Genomic DNA, 20,477 nt, shown 5'->3' with positions numbered 1-20,477 from the left:
TCGGTGTAGGCAAGAGACCATTCGAAAAATTAGCCGCTGGTCGAAATTCAATACTTCATCCTGGGTGTGGGCTGGAAGGTTTGTAAGCGTCCGGCCAAGTCACCTTCCCGATCCCAGTCATAAGGGGGATTGCTATGCGCCAACGAACCTCCTATCCCAAACCTTTTAAAGCTCAAGTCGTCCAGGAATGCCTGCAACCTGGCGTGTCCATGGCCAGTGTCGCCCTTCGCCACGGCATCAACGCTAATCTGGTTAGAAAGTGGATACCCGTTCATCGTGATCCAGAAGCGTCGGTGTTGCCCGCTTTCGTTCCGCTGAAACTGGAGTCTGCGGCTCGGCCTGATCAGCAAATGCTTGTCAGCATCTTGATCCCTTTCGGGCAGCAAAAACTTACCGTGAATTGGCCATCCTCAGATCCTGAGGGATGTGCTCGTTTTATCCGTGAGCTTGCCCAGTGATCCGCATCGACGCCATCTGGCTCGCGACCGAACCGATGGATATGCGCGCCGGCACCGAGACGGCGCTGGCCAGAGTCATTTCGGTTTTCGGTGCGGCAAAGCCGCACTGTGCTTATCTCTTTGCTAACCGCCGTGCCAACCGGATGAAAGTCCTGGTTCATGACGGCATTGGTGTCTGGCTGGCTGCACGGCGTTTGAATAAAGGCAAGTTCCAGTGGCCAGGAATCCGGCGTGGCTGCGAGATGGAACTGGATGCCGAACAACTTCAGGCCTTGGTGCTCGGCCTTCCTTGGCAATGTGTAGGTGCTGGCGGCGCCATCACGCTGCTTTAGAAAGCAGTGAATAGCTTCTTGGCTGGCTGTCGCCAGCCATCTGCTTTGGTAAAATCCAAAGCATGACTTCCTTCCCCAACCTCGACCAATTGACTCCCGATCAACTACGCACGTTAGCTGCGCAGTTGATGTCGAAGGTCGACTCCATGGGCATCAAGATCCATCGCGATCAAACCATCATCGAGCAGTTGACTCACGAGATCGCCATCCTCAAGCGGCACAGATTTGCCAAGCGCAGCGAGCAGATCAGCCCTGAACAAGGCAGCTTGCTCGACGATCTGATTGATACTGATCTTGAGGCTATCGATGCCGAGTTGAAAGCACTTCGGCCGGCTCCAGCCCCAGGTGAGCCGCCTAAAAAACCCAAGCGTGCACCGCTGCCACCGCAGTTTCCACGTACCGTGATTCGTCACGAACCGGAAAACACCGAGTGCTCTTGCGGTTGCCAACTTGAGCGCGTCGGCGAGGATGTGAGCGAGAAGCTGGATTACACGCCGGGCGTGTTCACCGTCGAACAACATGTGCGTGGAAAATGGGCCTGCCGCCAGTGTGAAACCCTGATCCAGGCACCGGTACCGGCTCAAGTCGTCGATAAGGGAATTCCCACCGCAGGGCTGCTGGCTCATGTGATGGTGGCCAAGTTCGCTGACCACTTGCCGCTTTATCGACAAGAAAAAATATTTGGACGAGCCGGTTTAGCGATCCCCCGTTCGACACTGGCCCAATGGGTTGGACATACGGGAGTACAGCTTCAGGCTCTGGTGGATGCTCTACGAGAAGCCGTGCTGGCACAACGCGTTGTTCACGCCGACGAAACACCGGTGCAGATGCTCGCACCCGGTGAAAAGAAAACCCATCGCGCCTATGTCTGGGCTTACTGCACTACGCCGTTTTCGGCGCTCAAGGCTGTGGTTTATGACTTCAGCCCAAGCCGAGCTGGGGAGCATGCGCGTAACTTCCTCGGCTCCTGGAGCGGTAAGCTTGTGTGTGATGACTTTGCTGGCTACAAGGCAGGCTTCGAAAAGGGCATGACCGAAATTGGCTGCATGACGCATGCCCGACGCAAGTTTTTCGATCTGCACGTGGCGAATAAAAGCCAGCTAGCCGAACAGGCTCTGCACTCGATTGGCGGCTTGTACGAAGTTGAACGCTTGGCACGCGACATGAGCGATGCAGAGCGCCTGCAAGTACGGCAAGAAAAGGCGGCGCCATTAGCCAAGGTACTGCACGATTGGATGTTGGCCCAACGGGATCTTTTGCCCAACGGATCAGCCGCAAACGGTCAAGCCCTGAAGCAGGTAAACTACGGTACCGCGCCGATGCTGGCCTGGATGGTGGAGGAAAAAGACATCGAGCCGCATGTGCCGGTGTGGGACAAAACCGAGCGCAAGAACGACAGTTTCTCGAGCAACGATTTTCACTGGAATGAAGAGGCCGAGGAATACCGCTGCCCGGCCGGCAACGTATTACGCAGCGAATGGCGAGCCTTCAAAAACGAGCGTTCGCACGTCACCAAAGCCAACACCATCATCTTCCGATCCAGACAGTCCGACTGCGCGACATGTCCGATGAAAGCCAAGTGCTGCCCGAACACTTCGATTCGCAAGATCGTCCGCAGCGTCCATGAAGCCGCTCGTGATGTGGCTCGACGCATCGCAGCGACGCCGGAGTACGTGCGCTCTCGCCACGAACGTAAGAAGGTCGAAATGTTGTTTGCCCACCTCAAGCGCATCCTGAAACTGGATCGCTTGCGACTACGTGGCCTGAGTGGCGCGACTGATGAGTTCACGCTGGCGGCCGCGGTACAGAACCTGCGACGTCTGGCCAAACTTGCATCTCAAGGGCCACCTTCTACGGGATAGGTGCGCCTGCACGAAGCAAAAAACCTCAAACTAACCCACTAACAGAGCAGCAAAGGTCAACGATGGGCCGAGAAACCACTCAATGTGGTGAGTAGGTTCTCCGGTGGTAGCCGTGTTTGAGTTCAGGCGAACTGAAAATCCGACTTTTTCAACAGAATCGGCCGTTCTCTGCCGATCATGGTTACAAAGCGTGCTGGTCAAATCCGATGCAATCGGTGGTCAGAACGAATGCAAATGACTGGTTAGGTCGAAAGCAAGCGGGTGGTCAAGTGGAGTGCAATTTCGCATTCGGCAGCGCCAAGAACACCATGGCTTCTGGCAAACCGGTCCCGCTCTGCATCGGCGAGCGACGCTGGGGTGGCGCAATAATCAGTTGCGGGATTTACGCCGAGGACCAGATGTAAAATCACAATCCAGCATTTAAAACCTCAATAGGGGCGTGGTAGATTCAGCTCTCCTATTTTGGGTGGTGAATGGATAACGAGAATATGCGTTTAATTGGGCTACTAACGCTCTCTTCGATACTACTGACTGGTTGCTCAACCTCTCCGATATCTTCAGACCAGGCAAATCCTGTTCCGGCAAGCAGACTACTATCTTTCCAAGGTAAGCCTGCTGGCCAATATGGAACGCTGATTGTCACTCGTGATAGTGGGTTCACAGGCTCGGCTTGCAACACCGTTTTGTATATCGACGGAAAAAAATCGGCAGAAATTGGCTCAGGCGAAACGGCAAAATTCTACCTCCCAACAGGCGAAAGAATCATCGGTGCCAATTCAACGTCAATGTGTGGGGGCGGATTGAAGGAGCGCTCTCTTGTTATGGAGTCTGGCAGCACCAAGAAATATCGGATATCGATCGACACAAGCATGAGCATGGACCTCTCGCCTACTGCTTTCTAAACAAGGCGCCAAGGTGACCCGCAGTCAGGCTGTGTCAGCCTCGCTGAGTATCGAAATCTACACAGTGTGTTGAAACCTCCACACTGTGGCGTTTTCACCACTTTGCAATCCAAATGGCGCAAATTTTCGCCATCGAAGACGCGCTCAGTTTGAGCGCATCTTATGTGAGCAAAGCTACTCACATTACGCCGTGGGCTTATCTCGTCTTTCAATTGCCTGCCTAGCCTTCTCAGGCAGGTTTGCGAACCGCTCCGCCATCTTCCGCTGTCGCGCGATGCGCTCATCCACAATCAGATTGATCATTTCAAACATAACAGGGACATTGCTCACCAGGTCTTCGTGGGGCATATCCAGTGGGTGTACAGCGTTGTTTCCAGTTACACGGATCACATCAAGCGCCTGCTGAATGTGCGGATCGAGACCGGATTGCACTAGCGCTGCGATATCTTTGTTGATGTCCTTTCCGGTACCACCTAAGTGCCCGAGAAGCTTCTCCAGGCATAGCCGCAACAGGGCTGCCGCGCCGCGTGGAGACATCCCGCATATAAGTCTTGCCTCTTCAAAATCGGCTCTACAGGCCTCGGGGAGGTCCTGATGGATTGCTGGAGCGTTGACTTGGTGGGGATAAGCCATAAAGACGTCTCGCACGTTTTGCTTGTTGACTTTCCATATCGTGTCGAACTGGCAATGCTGGCAGGTATTAAGTGTCCACGACACCCCCATGATCCCACCTCGGGCGATGACACCTAGTTCCGCCCAGTGCATTTGCGACAGCACGCCACAATGAACGCAGGTGAAAGCTGCAAGCCTGTATGCCGGAGCAATGTAGTTCTGTTCCATGAACAACTTTCCGAATGCAAAAATGACATCATCCACTAAGAAAGGCGCGACGTTAAGGTATGCCTTAGCTGATACGGGCATATTCGAATTTATTTGCCCTTTCCGCTTGATAAGTGACACCCATAGTGCAACAGTATTAGTAGAACACCCTAACTGATACGGAAGGCACATCATGTTCATCCGCGCATATCTCCGAGCATCAACCGAAGAGCAAGACGCCAGCCGCGCCCAGGCCTCGCTTGAGCAGTTCGCCAGCGACCATACCAAGGTCATCGCGAGCGTGTATCTGGAGAATGCCAGCGGCGCCTCCGCAGACCGGCCCGAGTTACTGCGCCTGCTCAAAGATGCGCGCAAGGGTGACGTGCTACTGGTGGAGTCGATAGACCGGCTCTCCCGCTTGCCGGTGGAGGACTGGCAAAAGCTCAAGGCCACGATTGATTCCAAGGGCCTGCGCATCGTCGCGCTCGATCTGCCGACCAGTCACCAGGGAATGCAGGACACGAAGGGTGACGAATTCACCGGGCGGATGCTGGGCGCTATCAACTCGATGCTGGTGGAAATGATGGCCGCCATTGCCCACAAGGATTACGAGCAACGCCGCGAGCGCCAGGCCCAGGGTATCGAGAAGGCCAAAGCTGCCGGCAAGTATCAGGGCCGACCGATCGATGAAGATCTGCACAAACGCGTTACGGAACTGCTCGGTGCCGGCCTTGGCATCCGCGCAACAGCAAGGCACGCCAACTGCTCAACTACCACAGTCCTCAGGATCAGGGACTTGGCCAACGCCTGAAAGCACTTGTCCAGGAGCCGGCACGCTTCGGCTCTCCTGGTTGAACCCGGTAGTTGCGTTGATCCGCTATTGCACCTGTTGCAGGGCTTCGTGCAGCGTACAAGGCCCTGTGGGATACTTTATGCTTCTCCTGAGGATCAGCGATGGCTCTACCGACAGACACCCTAGGACCGTTTGACGTCAGGACTGATGACCTGACCCAGATCGAAGCCGGCCAAGCCGTCGAACTGTTCCGACAACTTCTTGTAATCGAGGCCCTCAAGGCTGGCATTCCTATTACCGGCGTCGATGTCCCGGCAGCAATCAACGTTGCCGACGGCGGAATCGACGCCGAGGTCGCCAGCCTGTACGGAGCTGTGCTGCCAGCCGGCCTAATTTCCGAAGGTCTGACCCGCTACCAAATCAAGACCGGAAGCTTCTCTGCCTCGACGCCGTCTGATATTCGATCGCTGCTCGTCCAGCCTAAGTTCGCCAAAGGCGACCACCAGCGTACAAAGGACGAGCTTCAGCCTCGAGTGCTTAGCTGTTTCGAGAACGGCGGGACCTTCGTGGTGGTGCTTTTCGGCTCCGATCTGGTCGGTACCGCAGACAATCATGGCGAGACTCAAGTCAGCGAGTTCATGACGGCAGTTGATCCGTCGTTCGCGAATGTCGCAGTGCGTATTATCCGCGCGAACCAGCTGTGCTCGGCGATCAAAGTACTGGCGCCCGGTATTGCCATGCGACTGAACCGTGTGCACGGCTACGACGACGCCGTCTTCCATGACCTGTCTTTCATGGCTGACTCCTGCGACCTCGAGATCAGCGTTTATCAGCAGACGGAGGAACTTGACAGAGCTGCTGAGCAAATAAAGCGAGCTGCCGACAGTGTCAAGGGATTCGAGCACGTGCGTGTGCTTGGAGACGCGGGGGCCGGTAAGACGCACCTTATGTATCGTGCACTCAGTGCTTCGCAACTCAGTGGCTGCGTCCTGTACTGCCGAGATCCAGAGGAAGCCTTGACTAGCGGGCCCATGATGGCTTTGCGGCAGATGGCGCGGAATACCGCCATCATCCTTGTCGCGGATGAATGCGACCTGGAAACGGCAGAAGGGTTGACGGCGTTGTTCAAGAAGCTGGCGATCAAGATGCTGCTCGTGACAGCAGACAATGTGGCTGAGCCTGCCAGTGCTCATGTGAACACGCAGGTCATCGATGTGCCGCGACTCGAGCAACCTGTGGTCGCAGATATTTTCCAGGGATATGGCATCCCCCCGGACAGCGCAAGTTGGTTAGCAAGCTTGTGCGAGGGTTCGCCTCGGGCGGCTCACCGGCTTGGCCAATATATTCAGAATAACCCTGATCAGCATCCAGCTCAGCAACTAGCTCACCTGGATGGACTCTGGGACCGTATCGTGTGTGCACCCCACCACATTGATTCCTCCGAGGGGCAAGACAGACTGGCAGTGATCCGGACGCTGGCGCTGTTCCGGCAGGTTGCATGGGATACTGCAGAAGGGCCGGCGGTGCAGACTGCGGTGTTGGCCGCGTTGAAGTATCTAGACCCGGGGTTTTCTCAGCACAGGCTGTCACTCTCTGTCTTAGCGCTGCGAAGACGACGGGTGCTACAGGGGCCTCGAACGCTGCTGATATCTCCGAAACTCCTCCACGTTGCCATGTGGAAGAGCTGGTTTGAGCAGTACGCCCACATGGTAGATGTCTTGCAACTGCGAGAGGGGCTCGATGTCCGTATGCAGCAGCATTTCGATGCCATGCTTGAGTTCGCCAGGGAGTCAAAGGCAGCGACAGCATGGGCGGATCGTCTGTTGGGAGAGGGCGGAATATTTACGTCTCTTTCGGGATACAAAACCGCCAGTGGCGCCAGTCTTTTTTTCGCGATAGCGCAGGCTAAACCCAAGGTAGCCCTGCGCCGTTTTGCTGCTGCCTTGGGTTCTGAAACAGTTGAAAGTCGCCATAAGCTCATCGGAGATGCGCGACGCACCGCAGTCCACCGGCTCGAGCAACTTACAATCCCCGCTGAAACGTTCTTCGAAGCCGCGGAATGCTTGCTGCTGCTGGCCGAGTCTGAAAACGAGAGTTGGTCCAACAACTCGACCGGCGTGTTCATCTCACTGTTCAGCCTTGGATATGGCCTTGTTGCCGCTTCTGAACTGTCGCCCGTCGACAAGATCGACTACCTGCGCAAGCTGGTGCACAGCGAGGTGCCGTTCCGAAGGGGTATTGCCGTTCAGGCCTTGGGCAAAAGCCTCGACCCTTTCATGAGCCGGATGAGCATCGATGAAGTGATCGGGTTGAGACGTCTGCCAGACCGCTGGACGCCGGAGACCTACGGCGAGCTGTACGATGCGTATGCAGCCCATGTAAGGCTGCTGGAAGAGGCTTTCGACCACCTGCCAGCTGCAGAAGCCACTGAGGCAGCGACGGCGATCTTGAGCCACGTCAGAAGCCTTATCTTGATCGTCCCGCTTACCGAAACGATCCTCGCCTTTCTGCGCAGAGCCGCAGTGATATCAGGCTTGCGCGAGCAGTGCATCGAGACCATCGTGGCCACACTTCACTACGAAGGCACAGCGTTGTCTGAAGCGGTTAGATCTGAGCTCCACGCTATCCGGCATGACCTTACTGAGTCATCTTTCTCGACCAAGCTTCGCCGCCATGCAGGTATGAAGCTGATCGAAGACAACTTCGACTCTGAGGGCGAGTACTCCGATGCAGCGGGGGCGGAGCTAATGCAGCTTGCCGCCGACGTTGTAGCAAACCCTGAGTTGTTGGCTCCCGAGCTGGCATGGCTTATCACGGAGGAGGCAAAGAACGGATTCCAATTTGGGCAGCTTCTCGGTCAAACCGATAACCTTCAATTATGGCCCTCCATTGTTTCGGCATGGATCAAAGCTGGCGAACAGCGATCCGACTTCTTCATTGGTGGCTATCTCTCCGCATGGCACGTCAAGAACATTGACTGGTGGGAACACACCGTCGAGACGCTGTTTGAGAACGCTGAGCTTCGCGGTTCCGCGCTTGGTCTCGTCTGGCGCTCGGGGATGAGCGACAGGATCGCTAGGTTCCTCCTGGCAATGGGAAAACAAGGCGATATCGACCCGAAGGCTTTTCGCTTGTTCGTCTATGGCGGTATCGTCAACCAACTGCCACGAGATGTATTTGAAAGCATTGTCGATCTGCTACTGGAGAGCGATGACCCGAATGCGCTCGATGTGGCGCTGGATTTTCTTGATTCACGGCTGCGAGGTCACGCCAACGAACTCAGCGTCCTTTCGACCCGCATCGAGCGAGTGCTGAGCTCGGCAGTGTTCGTTGAAGGAGCGACAAGTAAGCTTCCGAACACCATGCTGCAGTTCCGCTGGAAGGAGCTCGCGAACCGCCTGCTTGACTTCAATCCCGATGCTGGAGCGAGGCTAGCGGTGAGGTGCATTGCTAATTTCGCTAATGTCAACAGCATTACCGCTGGCTACCACCCAGATCCATGGAAGTTCCTGTCTAGGGCTGCACAGGCAAAGCCTTCCATCATCTGGCGAGCGATTGCGTTGCGGCTAGAAATGCAACGAAATGATGCAGGGACTTGGCGTCTGTTGAGCTGGCTTCGAGGTGGCCTATCGATATATGACACCGACGAGGCGACCCTTGAGGCCATCCCGGCGTCTTTGGTCTTTGAATGGGTGGATGTCGACGCCTTACATCGCGCACCGCTTCTTGCCGAGCGTTGCCCACCGATCATCGCTAGACCGGACGAGCGGGCCACCTTCGCGCGAAAAATGCTTGAGCGTTACGGTGCAATTGAGCAGGTTCGGCGCGGCTTGCACGCTAACAATTTCTCTGAGAGCTGGAGCGGGCCTGCTAGCGATCACTACCGTCAAAAGCTCGTAGCTCTGGACGCCAACTTCGATGTCGAAACCGACGACAACGTCCGCATGTGGCTAAAGGAGCATCGCCAACAGCTTGAACATCTAATCGAACAGGAGGTGGAGCGGGAACTCCGGGAAAGCGAGTATTGAGGCCGATGCTTCGCTTCACGAGGACTTGGTCAGTTCTCGCGGCTAAGATACCGAAGGTGATTGGAATAAAAAGCCCCGCTCGAGCATGGCCCGGCGGGGCTTCCTTTTGCCTGCTGCTGCCACCCTGCTGTCACAGCTGAACCGATCTACCAGGGAAAAGTCTTGAGAGGCTCGAATTATATGGTGTCCCAGGGCAGGTTCGAACTGCCAACCTTCCCCTTAGGAGGGGGCATGATCCCTTGTAAGCGCTCGAAGTACTAGTGGTGAGAGCGTCGAAGGAGTGATGCCACGGCGTTTGGCACTGGGAGACTCAAGCCAGTCTCTCAGTAGTTTTGCCCCTTTAGAGGCATTGCAGCCCACACAGCACAGGGCAATGTTCTCGATTGTGGCGATATTGATATCATTGATGATGTGTTCCCATGACTTAGACGAGGCTCGATTAGAGCCAAACTCAACGCCGCAGTAGATACATTGGGTATCTCTCGCTAAGACCGCGACCTCAACATCCTTTGGGATTCCCCACTTATTGGCCAAAATTTGTCTCCATTAGCTATGCGTACTTGAGCGTTAGGTCATAGCTCGACGACAAAGCCCCTGATCCCCAAGCCTTCGGCAAACCGGCCCACCGCGGTCAAACTGGCCCAGGTGCGCAGCGCTTCACGCCGCGAGCGCACCGGCAGCCAGCGACTACCGGCACCGCCCAGACGAATGGCCAAGCCCCATTTTTCGCCGTGCCGGCTGACCAGCACTTCACGCACCGCGCCGCCCTCGAGCATCACGCGCAGCGCGTCTTCCTGAATCCCGGCGCGCATCAGAACAATCCCGCGTGGATTTTCTGCTGCAGGAGCGCAGCCAGCTCGCGACTGGGGTATTGCGCTTGCGGGGTGCGGGCTTTACAGCCGAGGGCATGCTGAAAAGCGCCGGCGGCCGTGAGGTCCTGGGAAACCCCACAGATCCGGCAGCGCACCCGCGAGCCATCGAGGGTCCAGTGTTTGTTCCAGGCTTGCAGCGGCAGGTAGGTCACGGACATTAAAAAGCAGGCCTTTGGCGAGGAACGACAGGGGCTGAGTGCGCGTAAAACCACTCACTCCAAGGATGGTAGGCCAGTCCCCCGGGGACTGGTGACCGCCAGGCGCAAAAAAGCCCACCGGCGTGGGCTTTGCTGTAGGGACCGATTGAACATTAACGCCGTTATGCGCAGTGCGCCGCCTACCCTTCGGCGGCTTCGCGCTCGGCCTCATCAACCAACACCTTGACGAACAGCGCCACATCGAGCGCGGCGACGCGGTAGGCCTCCTGGGCGGTCTCAGCGGCGGCGTGGGCTTGGTCAAACGCCGCTATGGTGGCCAGCTGGGCATCGCTGGCGTCCTGCCACGCTTGCCGGGCCGCCTTCATGGTCGCCAAATAGGGCTTGAGTTGGTCTGCATTGATCATCAGGGGCATGGTGGGGGTTCCTTTCGTTACGGGGCAGTGGTGCGGCAGTGACTTTCCCCCTTTCGGTCTATATGGGCGCTTGAAGCTAAGCTAAGGGGCTATTGATAATTGCTAATTGGCAATAGCAAATAGCAAATTTTTCTCAGTATTCGCCCCATCGCGAGCTAGCACCACTGCCACACTGAGGAAAGGGGGGCAGGGCGCTGAGCTACTGGCTACACCGATCTGGATGCTGTGCACGTCCAGTTGTGCAACCGCTGTTATTGATAAAGCACGGAGTAGACATATCCCTGATGAATGAATACCGCGCCACTGAAGACGCCATCAAAGAGCTTCAGGCAAAACTCGATGCGCTCAGTAACAACGAGCGCTTGCTTGAGGAAATGGAGTTTGAGGAAAAACTACGAAGCCTGATGTATCAGTATGGGAAAAGCCTTCGGGATATTATCCTGATTCTTGACCCCGCGGCCTCCAAAAAAGTCGACACCGCCCCAATCCAACGTCGTAAAGCGCGAATAGTTAAGGTCTACCGTAATCCCGAATCTGGCGAAGTCGTACAGACCAAAGGTGGCAATCACCGGCAGCTTAAAGCCTGGAAACAGGAATACGGCGACGAGACGGTGGAAGGCTGGCTCGAGCGGTGATAGCTGCCGCTAGCAGGTTCAACCTCGGCAACAACGTCTCCGTCAACACTGGTCCAACCTAGGCCGACACAAGCCACTCTATGCTTCTCCTCATCAAGCCGAGGAGACGTTGATCTGTTAAATTTCACCCATTCCGCAATAACCCGCCTAGGATATCGAAAATATGGCTCGCTATGACTTCAAGTCGCTGTCTCACATGGACTTTGAAGAGCTCGCCCGAGGTCTCCTCCAGGCGGAGTGGGATGTGCCCATAGAGGCATTCAAAACCGGTCGTGACCAGGGTATTGACCTGCGATACCAATCCACGATCGTTCAGTGCAAGCACTTCTCTTCGTCTACCTTCAGCACCCTGCTATCGAAACTCCGCAATGAGGAGTTGCCAAAGGTTCAGCGCCTGAAGCCAAAACGATACGTGGTAGTGACATCTCTCGGCCTTTCGCCCCCCGAAAAAGACAAAATCGTCGAGGCGATGGATCCATTTATACGTTCGGCCTCGGATGTCCTGGGCGCTGATGACCTGAACGGCTTGCTCGCACGGCATCCAGAGATTGAGCGGGCGAACTTCAAGCTCTGGTTCACGGGCACCGAAGTCATAGAGCGTATTCTTCACAATGCTGAGATTTGCCAGGCAGAGTTCGAAGTTGACCGCATTCGCAGGAAGCTCCCTGTCTTCGTGCAGAACAATGCCTACCCTCGTGCTCGACAGATCCTCGACGAACAACGTGTGGTAATCATTTCTGGTGCTCCAGGAATTGGCAAAACAACCCTCGCCGAAATGCTTCTCTACGCGCACCTCGATGATGGCTACGAACCGGTCGTCGTGAAAGGCGACATCAGTGAGGGCAAGAGCCTATTTCGCTCCTCAAGGAAACAAATTTTCTACTTCGACGATTTCTTGGGCCAGACCTTCCTGGGTGACCAGGGTTTCTACCTCGGCAGAAACCAGGATGCGGTACTGCTTTCGTTTATGGAAATGGTGCGAGGCACGCCCGATAGTCGGTTTGTGCTGACGACTCGAGAGCACATCTTGCAACAAGCCTTTCAGGGCTCCGAACGCTTCCTACACAGCACTATGTTCGACCATAAGTGCGTTTTAGAGCTCAATGATTACTCGTTTGGTCAACGTGCGCGGATTCTCTACAACCACCTTTACTTTAGCGAGCTGTCGCAAGCGTACAAAAACATCGTGCTCGATGATGACTTCTTCCTCGACATCATCAAGCATGAGCACTTCAACCCGCGCCTTATTGAGTGGCTCACATCTCTCACCCGGATGAGCTCACCACCAGTAGACCTTTACAAACAGCGCATTACAGAGCTACTGCAGTCTCCAGATAAAATTTGGTCACATGCATTCGAAACACAAATTTCCGATGAAGCCCGAGACCTTTTGCTAACGCTCTATTCTCTGGGCGCCTCGGAAAAGGTGAAAGACCTTGAGTCTGCGTTTGAAGCAATTCACAGCGGGGCTTGTAAGCGATACAACCGTCCTCGAAGCGCCGGAGATTTTCGTTCAGCGCTCCAGGAACTTGACGGCGCGTTCCTGAGCTATCGCAAGGGGGTTGCGACATTCATCAACCCATCGATTCGCGATTTCACAGCTAACGTGCTCTGCAGGACCCCAGCGATTGCTCTAGATATTCTCGCAGATGCAATTCGTTTCAAGCAGATCAGAAACCTATGGAGTCTAGCCACAGAGCGGAAATATCAGCCGCTCTTGGCCACGCTGGTTGCAAATACACCGCTGCTGCGAACCCATGTTGAACGCCTCATGTGCGTCAATTCGATCCAGACGGAAATGGGACCGTTTGGTTTCCACATTGAACGCATGTTGGACATGGGCGAAGAAACACGCCTGGACACAATAATCACACTCGCCGAAGAGTCTCGTGATGCAGCCTTCGTGGATCTCGCCAACACGTATGCAGCATTCCTCCTCACACACTGGCGCAAAAGATTTATCTTGTACACGCCTACCGTCCGAACACTGAATGCCATGAACGCAAGCACGTGGTTCTGGAGCCACGGTGGAAGTTCGATTTATCGAATTGTCCTTGACGGAATGTTAGATCTCGACCTTGTCAAGAAGGCTTTGGCCTCTGAATGGAAAAGACTGCTTGATTTCAAGGCCTCTGCACCGGAATGGAGTGATACAGACGATTCTAAACTGACTCTCGGTGTCGAATATTTTCGCAACGAAGGGGTTAATAGGGACCTCGAACATTGCACTGACGTGGCTGAGCTAAACGACTTACGTGCGTCTCTAGTAGAGCTAAATGAACGCTTCGGCGTCGACTTCACCATGACCATTGCATCAATCGAATCCGACATAGAGGATCGCGAACAAAACGGTCGGATTGATGAAGAAGAGGGTGGTGGTGGCTTCTCACACAGATCCGATCCGCTGCCTGCCGATCATGTCACTGAGAATGACGTGCGAGAGATGTTCAAAACCCTGCAGGAGTAAGCCAGACGCCCCCGCAGGGATAATCAGAATCGAACATGGATAGGGCCTGGGTTTACGTGCGAGACGATTTTTACTGGGTAGAGAAGCGGCTTTGATTTCCAGCGCCTTGCCGCACATTGAGAGTATTTGGGGTCACGCCGAGATAAGGGGAAATTTCATTCATTTGGTTAGTAAGTAATTGTTATAAAAGCTTACAAGTAAGCCTTGCTGAGGCTACGACGGCGTTGAAACTACTGCGCCAACCCGCGGCCCCAGCTACCCGGAAAGCACGGCGTCCAACGCCGCCCCCTGATGCCCCAGTTGCTCCTCGCTTGCGCAATGCAGAATTTAAAATCATCAGTGAAGTCAGATAGATAGAAGGGAAGTGAGTGAATTTTCCCCTTATCTCGGCATGACCCCTAGTAGGGAGCCTGCGTGTCGTCTTCATGACCATCGGCCTCAGACCGCCCTGATGCAAGGTAGCGAAGCCCCGCAACGTACCGTTCATCAACCTGGGCTGAATCTGGCTTGTCTGCGTTCATCACGTTTTCCTTGGTCAGTCTTCTGCCCATTGTTGGGCATCCCAATTGGCTTTGATCAGCTTTTCCTTTCTATTCGGACTTGTTGACCTGGGCCTCGACCGTGGCCAAAAAAATTCCTGCATCGCTCAATCTATCTGGCGAAATATTCGACCTGTTCAATTTATTCAGAACTGCTGTTTCCTGATGGGTCAAAAGCACCAGTCGATAATTTTTTTGGATATAGGAAAGGATTTCGTCATTTGTGGCACCGTTGCCAACAATCTGGATCACTTCTTTTGTAAAAGCTCTTTTTGGCAGGACGTGCTCAATCAAGACGCTATCACCACGCTGTCGGGCCTGATGAGCATCCACACTGCATTCTGCATTCAGATCTTTCTTCAGATTGTTGATATGCCTGAGGGATGGATATTTAACGCGTTGACAAAGCAGGTCGAGTATTCGTTCTACGGAATGAATGGCCCCACCATTATCAGTGAAACCGGTAGCAATAGCCTTGTTTCTCGCTTCGATGAATAAGCGCAGTGCCGGCAAAAGTATAGAAGGACTGTATTTTCCATGCATAATTCTTTGCCTGTTTTCGGACGCGAAAATGGGCGTCCTTCTACGTCCTTGGCCCCGCATGGCGAGGCTTGGGGTTTTACAGGGACTTTCCTTGAATTCAAGGGTGCCGCTTGCGCGACACCCTTTTAGGTTCTTGATAGGAAGCCATCGAATCAATACCTGGATGCAGATGTGGGAGAGCCGTGGAGGGCTAGATTGGGCATTGAGACAGGTCGCGTGCGAAGTAGTATTCAACGCTTGTTTCGACAGCAACTCGGTTGATCGCCGCTAGCGCTTCACAATCAAGCAACTCATAGGTTTCTTCGCTATGGGCCCATAGACACACCGTGGGTGATAGCGGCACCGCCCAGAGGCTGTAGAAGTTATCTGGCACGATGAACTCGCCCTCGGTGGCCCGTAACACTTGCCACTGTGCACCGCGTATCATCTGGACCGCCTGGCTTAGATTGAGTCTAATGCTGGGGGTCACCAGCAAACGACTCGCTATCGTAAGATCGGGGCGGATAAATCCAACACCCGCGAGCTCCAGGATCTCTTGCTCGTCCTTCGTGTACTCGCGTGCGACCGCCAGCGCACCGTAGTCTGCCAGGCTTTGATCAGCGGCGCGGGATTGCTTGTTGCGCGCACGGATGTTCCATAGGCAGTAGAACTCGTTGATCACTTCAGCTTCGCTCGCTCCAAGCCGGTGGATTTGCCCAGAGAGAATCTCACCTGCCAGCTCTTGGAATGCATCCTCGATCCCCTTCATGAACCCCGACTCAGCTTGCTGATCCCACACCCGTTGGGCGCAGAAAAACTTCTCCGATGGCTTCACCGTGAAAACCTTGTGAGATGGCTTATGGAAAACCTGGACGCTTCCCCCGGCACCAGCAAAACGGGCGATGCTTGCGCTGGGAAACGTGTGCTGGTTCACCGTTAATCTGTGGGGATTGCCTTTCTGGGGAGCTTCAAATGTCATGGCGTCTTTTCCTGTCAGTCGGCATCTTGCTCCCAGGGGAGTGGCTTTCCAGCTTGAACACGGGACAGCGCTTCTACAGCCCAAGCATGATGGTTAATTGGAGTCTCACGTTCCAAACGGGAGATACGCTCTTTGATCAGGCCAGGATCAAGCCCAGGCCGAAGGTCACAAATGTTCTGGATGAGTTTTTCGTAAGCGAAAAACACAGCATTCATTTTTTCTTGATGATCTGTCATTACGGATCCTTTATCGCTGGTGGGGTGCCTCTACTGACTCGGCCCCGCGAACGCGAGGCTGGGTCGATTTTCCTTCAACGAGGTGATTTCAACCCATAGGGTCGTTGAGCGCGTTCATCCTCGGGACGAAGGTCGATCGACTTGCCCCTTCAAAACCGGACACCAACTCCCCGTTAAATTGATGCCACTGCCAAGCGCCTGAACTCCCTCGGTGAACGGTAGTTCAAGGCGCTGTGCGGATGCTGCTCGTTGTAATGTTCGAAGGCAATTGCCAGGTTACGCAGCGCCGTTTCTCGATCCGGCTTGGGTATGTGCGCCACGTAATCACGCTTGATCGTCTTCACGAAGCTCTCTGCCATGCCATTACTCTGTGGGCTACGCACCGGTGTGGTCACCGGCTGCAAGCCGATCTGTCGAGCAAACAGGCGCGTCTGTTCGGCGGTGTAGGCCGAACCGTTATCGCTGAGCCACTGCACCGGCGTTGCAGGCAGTTGATCACCGAAGCGCTTCTCCACGCTTTCCAACATCAAGTCGCGGATATCATCGCCGCTGTACCCGGTTGGGCTGGCGACCCAGCCGATGGCTTCGCGATCACAGCAGTCCAGGGCGAAGGTCACGCTCAGTTTAGCGCCGTCCTCGCAACGGAATTCAAAGCCGTCCGAGCACCAACGCGTATCGCTGGTTTGCACCGCAATACGGCCTTCGTGCCGACGCGGCACGCCGGGTTGTTTGATCCGGCGTTCAAGCAGCAGGTTGTGATCACGCATCACCCGGTAAACCCGCTTCACGTTGATCGCGGGTAGCAACTGGGTTTCACGGGCGCGACGCAGCAATCCCCAGACTCGACGGTAGCCATAGCTGGGCAGTTCGCTGACCTGTTGCTGGATTTCGGCCACCAACTCAGCGTCGTTCACAGGCCTGCTTCGCCGTGTCTTGGGCGATACCGATTGCTTGATTCGAACCGTTAATTGCGAGCGCGCCACACCGAGACATTCGCTGACCAGCTTCACTGGTCGTCCCCCGGCAACAAGGGTGAGTGCGCAATCCATTTTCGCGACCGGGCGATCTCCACGGCTTCTTTGAGGATTTCCGCTTCCATCGTTTTCTTGCCCAACATCCGTTGCAGTTCACGGATCTGCTTGAGCGCATCGCTCAGCTCGGAGGCCGGCACCACGGCTTCGCCCGCGCTGACCGCCTACAGGCTGCCGTCCTGATACAGCTTGCGCCACAGGAATAACTGGTTGGCATTGATGCCGCTGCGCCGAGCGACGACAGACACACTTTGCCCTGGCTCAAGGCTCTCGCGAACCATGGCCAGCTTTTGCTCCGGGCTCCAGCGGCGCCGCCGCTCCTGGCCCAAAAGCTCCCCACTCTTATCATTGCTGTTAGTCATAAACATAACCGTTTGCCTATCCCTTATCGTAAGGGGGAAACGGTGTCCTGTCTTTCATGGGGCTCGTTCAGTCGACGATTTCAACATCGAAAGGAGGGGGGCCGTAGAAGACCACCAGGGCATCCCGAAGCGCGATGGATGGAATGCCATAACCACAGCGGGGCTTCATGTGCTATCTCCGTTTGCCTGCTCGATCCGTAGGGCAGAAAGTGCCCCTCTCCTACGGCCACGGCCCCAGTGGCGGGGTTTGGGCATTACCTGGGCTTTTCCGTGGCTACTCGGCTTCGCAAAGCGAGCCGATTTCTTTGATTTCGTACAGGTCAAACTCGCCATCCTGGGCGATACCCAGCGACCGGCACGCGGCTGATACATCCGAGCCAGTGATTCGGTCGGGGAGCATCTGCCGCTCGCGGCACCAGTCCGCAATATCGTGAAGCTGCTTGCCGGTCAAACGTGTCATGGTTGACTTTCCTATCAACGCGGGCAACGATCCAGCTACCCTCTCCGGCGAAAGTGGTGGACTCAACTGCACGGACAAGATTGCCGCTCTCCGTGAAACGATAAGTCTCGCTGGGTTGGATTTTCACGGTTTTTTCCCGTGCTATCTAGACTGCTTAGCAACTTAGTCAGATAACACATGGTCCAAAGCTGGCTTGCTATCATTCACGAGCTGATTTCCGCCTCGCCCCAAGCCTGCACCGCCGCATCCAACGCCTCGTATCCAGCCTGATCGAGCAGCGGGCAATCGCAGTATCTTCTGCCAGAATTCAACACTCTCGGCGGCACTGACTTTGGCAAATTGCTTGCGCGCACGCTCAAGGCTAGAGGCATCCCTTTGTCCCCCTCACCGCGATGTTTATTTTTCAGTCCTCCTTGTATTCCTATCACCCCCAGCTTTAATGGGAGATGCCGAGCGCCCGCTCCACTTGACTCGTGGCGCCGACAGCAACTTCTCATCCTTTAAAATGGAATTTTTATATGCCCAATAAAGCGTATGCCGTTCTCTACCAGGCCAATGAGGAAGAAGGTGATGGCTGGATGTATTTTCCTATTAAACGCCAGGATCAAACATTCGGCGGCATGCCGCAATTCTTTGGGGGGACTAAAAACCTCGGTGAATCGGACCGAGTGACGATCACTCGTGAAATGAGCGAAGAGAGTGACGGGCTCTTGAGTCTGGCCGCAGGCGGCCTCTATCTGGTTCACAGTGATGCGCAGGAAGATGGCAGCGTGTACAACTTCTATGTCGCCACGCAGTTCACGGGGAAACTGGTTGTCGGCCCTTTTAATAACCCTGAAATGCAAGCATTGAGTCGCTTTCTTGCTCAGCAGGGCGAAAGCGACACGGTCGTCCAACTTCTGGAACATTTGCGCATCGTACCCACCGAGGAGTTTGATTTATCGTTCACCTATAAAGCGTTTACGCAGGCCCTGGCCTGGGCCCAGCGTATGTCGGTTGCCGCCAACGAATGACCTAATGGTCGTTCAATCATTTATTGCCGCGGCGGCGAAGGTCGAATCCTCTTGTCTGGACTTCCTCTGCTCAGTATTCGTGCGCCCTTACCTAAAGACAGGGCCACTTAAAACTCTGGAGCTTCTTCAAATGTCTTCAAACCCCAATTTGATCCCTGGTGCATCAGCCCTTGGTTTTGGCGTCAATATCGCCACCTCTTCCGGCCCCTCCAGTGTCACCACGAGTATTGTGTCCATTGATGAAGCGAATGGAGCAATCGTCACCATCGGGGCCAATAATTTTTGGCTCCCTAACAACGTCACGCTCGGCACGGTCCCCACGCCCGCCAGCAAAATAAAAGTCTCTTTGTACGCCTCACGCACCGACTACATGGAGCAGATGTCGGCGAGTGCTGATGTTTCCGTGTCGGCATGGGGATTCTCCAGTGAGTTCGATGCCGATTTTTCAAGTCTTTCCGAAGGAGATCAAATATCAAATTACGGGACGATAGAGGACTGTGTAGAGCTGTGGGGCCTGTCCTTGAAGTCGCTGCAAGGCCTTGAATTGGTACCCGAGTTTAAACAAGAACTCGCACAGCTGCCCCCGAAGTTCGACCTGAGCACGCAGCAGCATTTCTTTGATTTCTTCAATAAATACGGCACGCATATCGTGAGCAGCGCCGAGGTGGGTGGAAATCTCCAGTACGCCGTCACCGTGCTGAGTGCTTCAACATTCGACGAAGCAGACGCAAAGGCTAACCTGTCGCTGGAATACGATGCTGTGTTCGCCGATGCCAGCCTGAAAGCACAAGCAGCCTGGAAGCAGATCAATACCTCATGGTTTTCCAGCCGAAATGCGGAACTGTCGGCGATCGGCGGCAGTCCCGGCGTATTAAGCAAGGCTATCCCTCCCAACAATCCCGACGATCCAGTCAACTATAATGACCTCGTTACCTCCTGGGCTGACTCGCTCTCCCTGCCCGAAAATATAAAGCTCACCGGGCGCCAACTGACCGCCATTTCCAATGTGGCACCGGTGGCGCAATTCCACGTCTTAAATCAAGCCTTACAGGTCTATCTGAACGGTAGTGTGTCGGCGCACAGCTCGCTTACCTTTTCGGAAACGATCGGTCTCCACGGGGGCGACTGCACCATTACCGTTTTTAATACTAATGTTCAACCGCCTAATGTACCGTCTCCCGGTAACCATGCCATTGCCTGGATCGTAATGGCTGACGAGCAGGGCGTGGTGAAATTTAACCAAAATATTACGTCCAACAATCCGGACGACTTTGATGCATTGGTGGATAACGCTTATAACGAATCAGGCGGGAACGCGTGGTGGACAGCGGTCGTGTATGTCACTGTTCCGCCTCAACCGATGAATGAAAAGGGCTTGTTGTGGCTGAGGTCGTGCGGCGTCAAGGTCCCTGCATGGACGGGCTACCCCAACTGGCCGGTCCAATTGACTGCTGTTGGCAAGAGCAACGACTCCAGCTTTGCCGGTCAGTTCGAGGTGGAGAACTATCCCGCCTACGATAACCCCAATATGGAGTATTCCGAATGGGAACAAGTCGTCGATTCCAGTTTTCCGCTGTTCATCTCCGCTGAATAAGG

The 20,477-nt window shown here is 54.9% G+C and carries 18 protein-coding genes and 2 pseudogenes; 11 read left to right on the top strand and 9 right to left on the bottom strand.

Annotation, left to right across the window (positions count from 1 at the left end; genetic code table 11):
- Positions 1-134: 134 nt before the first annotated feature.
- The 5 genes and pseudogenes from tnpA (at position 135) to ACN1C3_RS23960 (ending at position 3,554) form a co-directional block, all read left to right on the top strand.
- Entirely contained in the window at positions 135-458 is a 324-nt protein-coding gene (gene tnpA / locus ACN1C3_RS23980; RefSeq protein ID WP_419118228.1) for an IS66-like element accessory protein TnpA, read from the top strand.
- Complete coding sequence (gene tnpB / locus ACN1C3_RS23975) at positions 455-790, top strand: IS66 family insertion sequence element accessory protein TnpB (protein WP_419118227.1); 336 nt, start codon at positions 455-457, stop codon at positions 788-790. The genes tnpA and tnpB overlap by 4 nt, the downstream gene beginning before the upstream one ends.
- 62 nt (positions 791-852) lie before the next feature.
- Entirely contained in the window at positions 853-2,652 is a 1,800-nt protein-coding gene (gene tnpC, locus ACN1C3_RS23970) for an IS66 family transposase (protein ID WP_419118226.1), read from the top strand.
- Positions 2,653-2,933: 281 nt separating this feature from the next.
- A pseudogene (locus ACN1C3_RS23965) lies at positions 2,934-3,056 on the top strand (tail assembly protein); the annotation flags it as partial.
- A 69-nt stretch (positions 3,057-3,125) separates the two neighbouring features.
- A complete protein-coding gene (locus ACN1C3_RS23960) occupies positions 3,126-3,554 on the top strand; it encodes a hypothetical protein (protein WP_419118225.1) in 429 nt (142 codons plus the stop codon).
- A 183-nt stretch (positions 3,555-3,737) separates the two neighbouring features.
- Here the strand turns inward: ACN1C3_RS23960 and ACN1C3_RS23955 are convergent, their stop codons facing one another.
- Positions 3,738-4,394, bottom strand: a complete 657-nt coding sequence (locus ACN1C3_RS23955; RefSeq protein ID WP_419118224.1) for a DUF4145 domain-containing protein — start codon at positions 4,392-4,394, stop codon at positions 3,738-3,740.
- Positions 4,395-4,566: 172 nt separating this feature from the next.
- On the opposite strand from ACN1C3_RS23955, the gene ACN1C3_RS23950 reads away from it, so the two are divergent.
- Positions 4,567-5,184 carry a recombinase family protein gene (locus ACN1C3_RS23950; protein ID WP_419118223.1) on the top strand — a complete coding sequence of 206 codons (618 nt, stop codon included), beginning with the start codon at positions 4,567-4,569 and terminating at the stop codon, positions 5,182-5,184.
- Positions 5,185-5,327: 143 nt separating this feature from the next.
- Entirely contained in the window at positions 5,328-9,194 is a 3,867-nt protein-coding gene (locus ACN1C3_RS23945) for a hypothetical protein (protein WP_419118222.1), read from the top strand.
- A gap of 572 nt (positions 9,195-9,766) precedes the next feature.
- Here ACN1C3_RS23945 and ACN1C3_RS23940 read toward each other — a convergent pair.
- The 3 genes from ACN1C3_RS23940 to ACN1C3_RS23930 all read right to left on the bottom strand — a co-directional run bounded on the left by ACN1C3_RS23940 (position 9,767) and on the right by ACN1C3_RS23930 (position 10,637).
- Positions 9,767-10,006, bottom strand: a complete 240-nt coding sequence (locus ACN1C3_RS23940) for a hypothetical protein (RefSeq protein ID WP_419118221.1) — start codon at positions 10,004-10,006, stop codon at positions 9,767-9,769.
- The gene (locus tag ACN1C3_RS23935; protein ID WP_419118220.1) at positions 10,006-10,224 is read right to left on the bottom strand and encodes a hypothetical protein; all 219 of its coding nucleotides are present in this window, start codon (positions 10,222-10,224) and stop codon (positions 10,006-10,008) included. Before ACN1C3_RS23935 ends, ACN1C3_RS23940 begins: the two co-directional genes overlap by 1 nt.
- 179 nt (positions 10,225-10,403) lie before the next feature.
- The gene (locus tag ACN1C3_RS23930) at positions 10,404-10,637 is read right to left on the bottom strand and encodes a hypothetical protein (protein ID WP_419118219.1); all 234 of its coding nucleotides are present in this window, start codon (positions 10,635-10,637) and stop codon (positions 10,404-10,406) included.
- A 275-nt stretch (positions 10,638-10,912) separates the two neighbouring features.
- On the opposite strand from ACN1C3_RS23930, the gene ACN1C3_RS23925 reads away from it, so the two are divergent.
- Together ACN1C3_RS23925 and ACN1C3_RS23920 are read left to right on the top strand one after the other, a co-directional pair.
- The gene (locus tag ACN1C3_RS23925; RefSeq protein ID WP_419118288.1) at positions 10,913-11,272 is read left to right on the top strand and encodes a histone-like nucleoid-structuring protein, MvaT/MvaU family; all 360 of its coding nucleotides are present in this window, start codon (positions 10,913-10,915) and stop codon (positions 11,270-11,272) included.
- Positions 11,273-11,435: 163 nt separating this feature from the next.
- Positions 11,436-13,739, top strand: coding sequence for a hypothetical protein (locus tag ACN1C3_RS23920; protein WP_419118218.1), 2,304 nt, complete (start codon positions 11,436-11,438; stop codon positions 13,737-13,739).
- A 590-nt stretch (positions 13,740-14,329) separates the two neighbouring features.
- Here the strand turns inward: ACN1C3_RS23920 and ACN1C3_RS23915 are convergent.
- The 5 genes and pseudogenes from ACN1C3_RS23915 to ACN1C3_RS23895 all read right to left on the bottom strand — a co-directional run bounded on the left by ACN1C3_RS23915 (position 14,330) and on the right by ACN1C3_RS23895 (position 17,868).
- Positions 14,330-14,821 carry a hypothetical protein gene (locus ACN1C3_RS23915; RefSeq protein ID WP_419118217.1) on the bottom strand — a complete coding sequence of 164 codons (492 nt, stop codon included), beginning with the start codon at positions 14,819-14,821 and terminating at the stop codon, positions 14,330-14,332.
- A gap of 190 nt (positions 14,822-15,011) precedes the next feature.
- Complete coding sequence (locus ACN1C3_RS23910; RefSeq protein ID WP_419118216.1) at positions 15,012-15,779, bottom strand: DUF4238 domain-containing protein; 768 nt, start codon at positions 15,777-15,779, stop codon at positions 15,012-15,014.
- Between the two features lie 14 nt (positions 15,780-15,793).
- A complete protein-coding gene (locus ACN1C3_RS23905; protein WP_419118215.1) occupies positions 15,794-16,015 on the bottom strand; it encodes a hypothetical protein in 222 nt (73 codons plus the stop codon).
- Positions 16,016-16,188: 173 nt separating this feature from the next.
- Positions 16,189-17,408: pseudogene (locus ACN1C3_RS23900) on the bottom strand (IS3 family transposase).
- A gap of 274 nt (positions 17,409-17,682) precedes the next feature.
- Positions 17,683-17,868, bottom strand: coding sequence for a hypothetical protein (locus ACN1C3_RS23895; protein WP_419118214.1), 186 nt, complete (start codon positions 17,866-17,868; stop codon positions 17,683-17,685).
- A 518-nt stretch (positions 17,869-18,386) separates the two neighbouring features.
- Between ACN1C3_RS23895 and ACN1C3_RS23890 the strand changes: the two genes are divergently transcribed.
- Entirely contained in the window at positions 18,387-18,881 is a 495-nt protein-coding gene (locus tag ACN1C3_RS23890; RefSeq protein WP_419118213.1) for a hypothetical protein, read from the top strand.
- Positions 18,882-18,885: 4 nt separating this feature from the next.
- Positions 18,886-20,475, top strand: a complete 1,590-nt coding sequence (locus tag ACN1C3_RS23885) for an MAC/perforin domain-containing protein (protein ID WP_419118212.1) — start codon at positions 18,886-18,888, stop codon at positions 20,473-20,475.
- Positions 20,476-20,477: the final 2 nt, after the last annotated feature.

Origin of the sequence: Pseudomonas sp. H11T01 (genome assembly GCF_048515765.1) — a bacterium.
Lineage (GTDB): Bacteria > Pseudomonadota > Gammaproteobacteria > Pseudomonadales > Pseudomonadaceae > Aquipseudomonas.
Note: the sequence above shows the minus strand (reverse complement) of the source record. Positions and strands in the feature narration are given on the sequence as shown.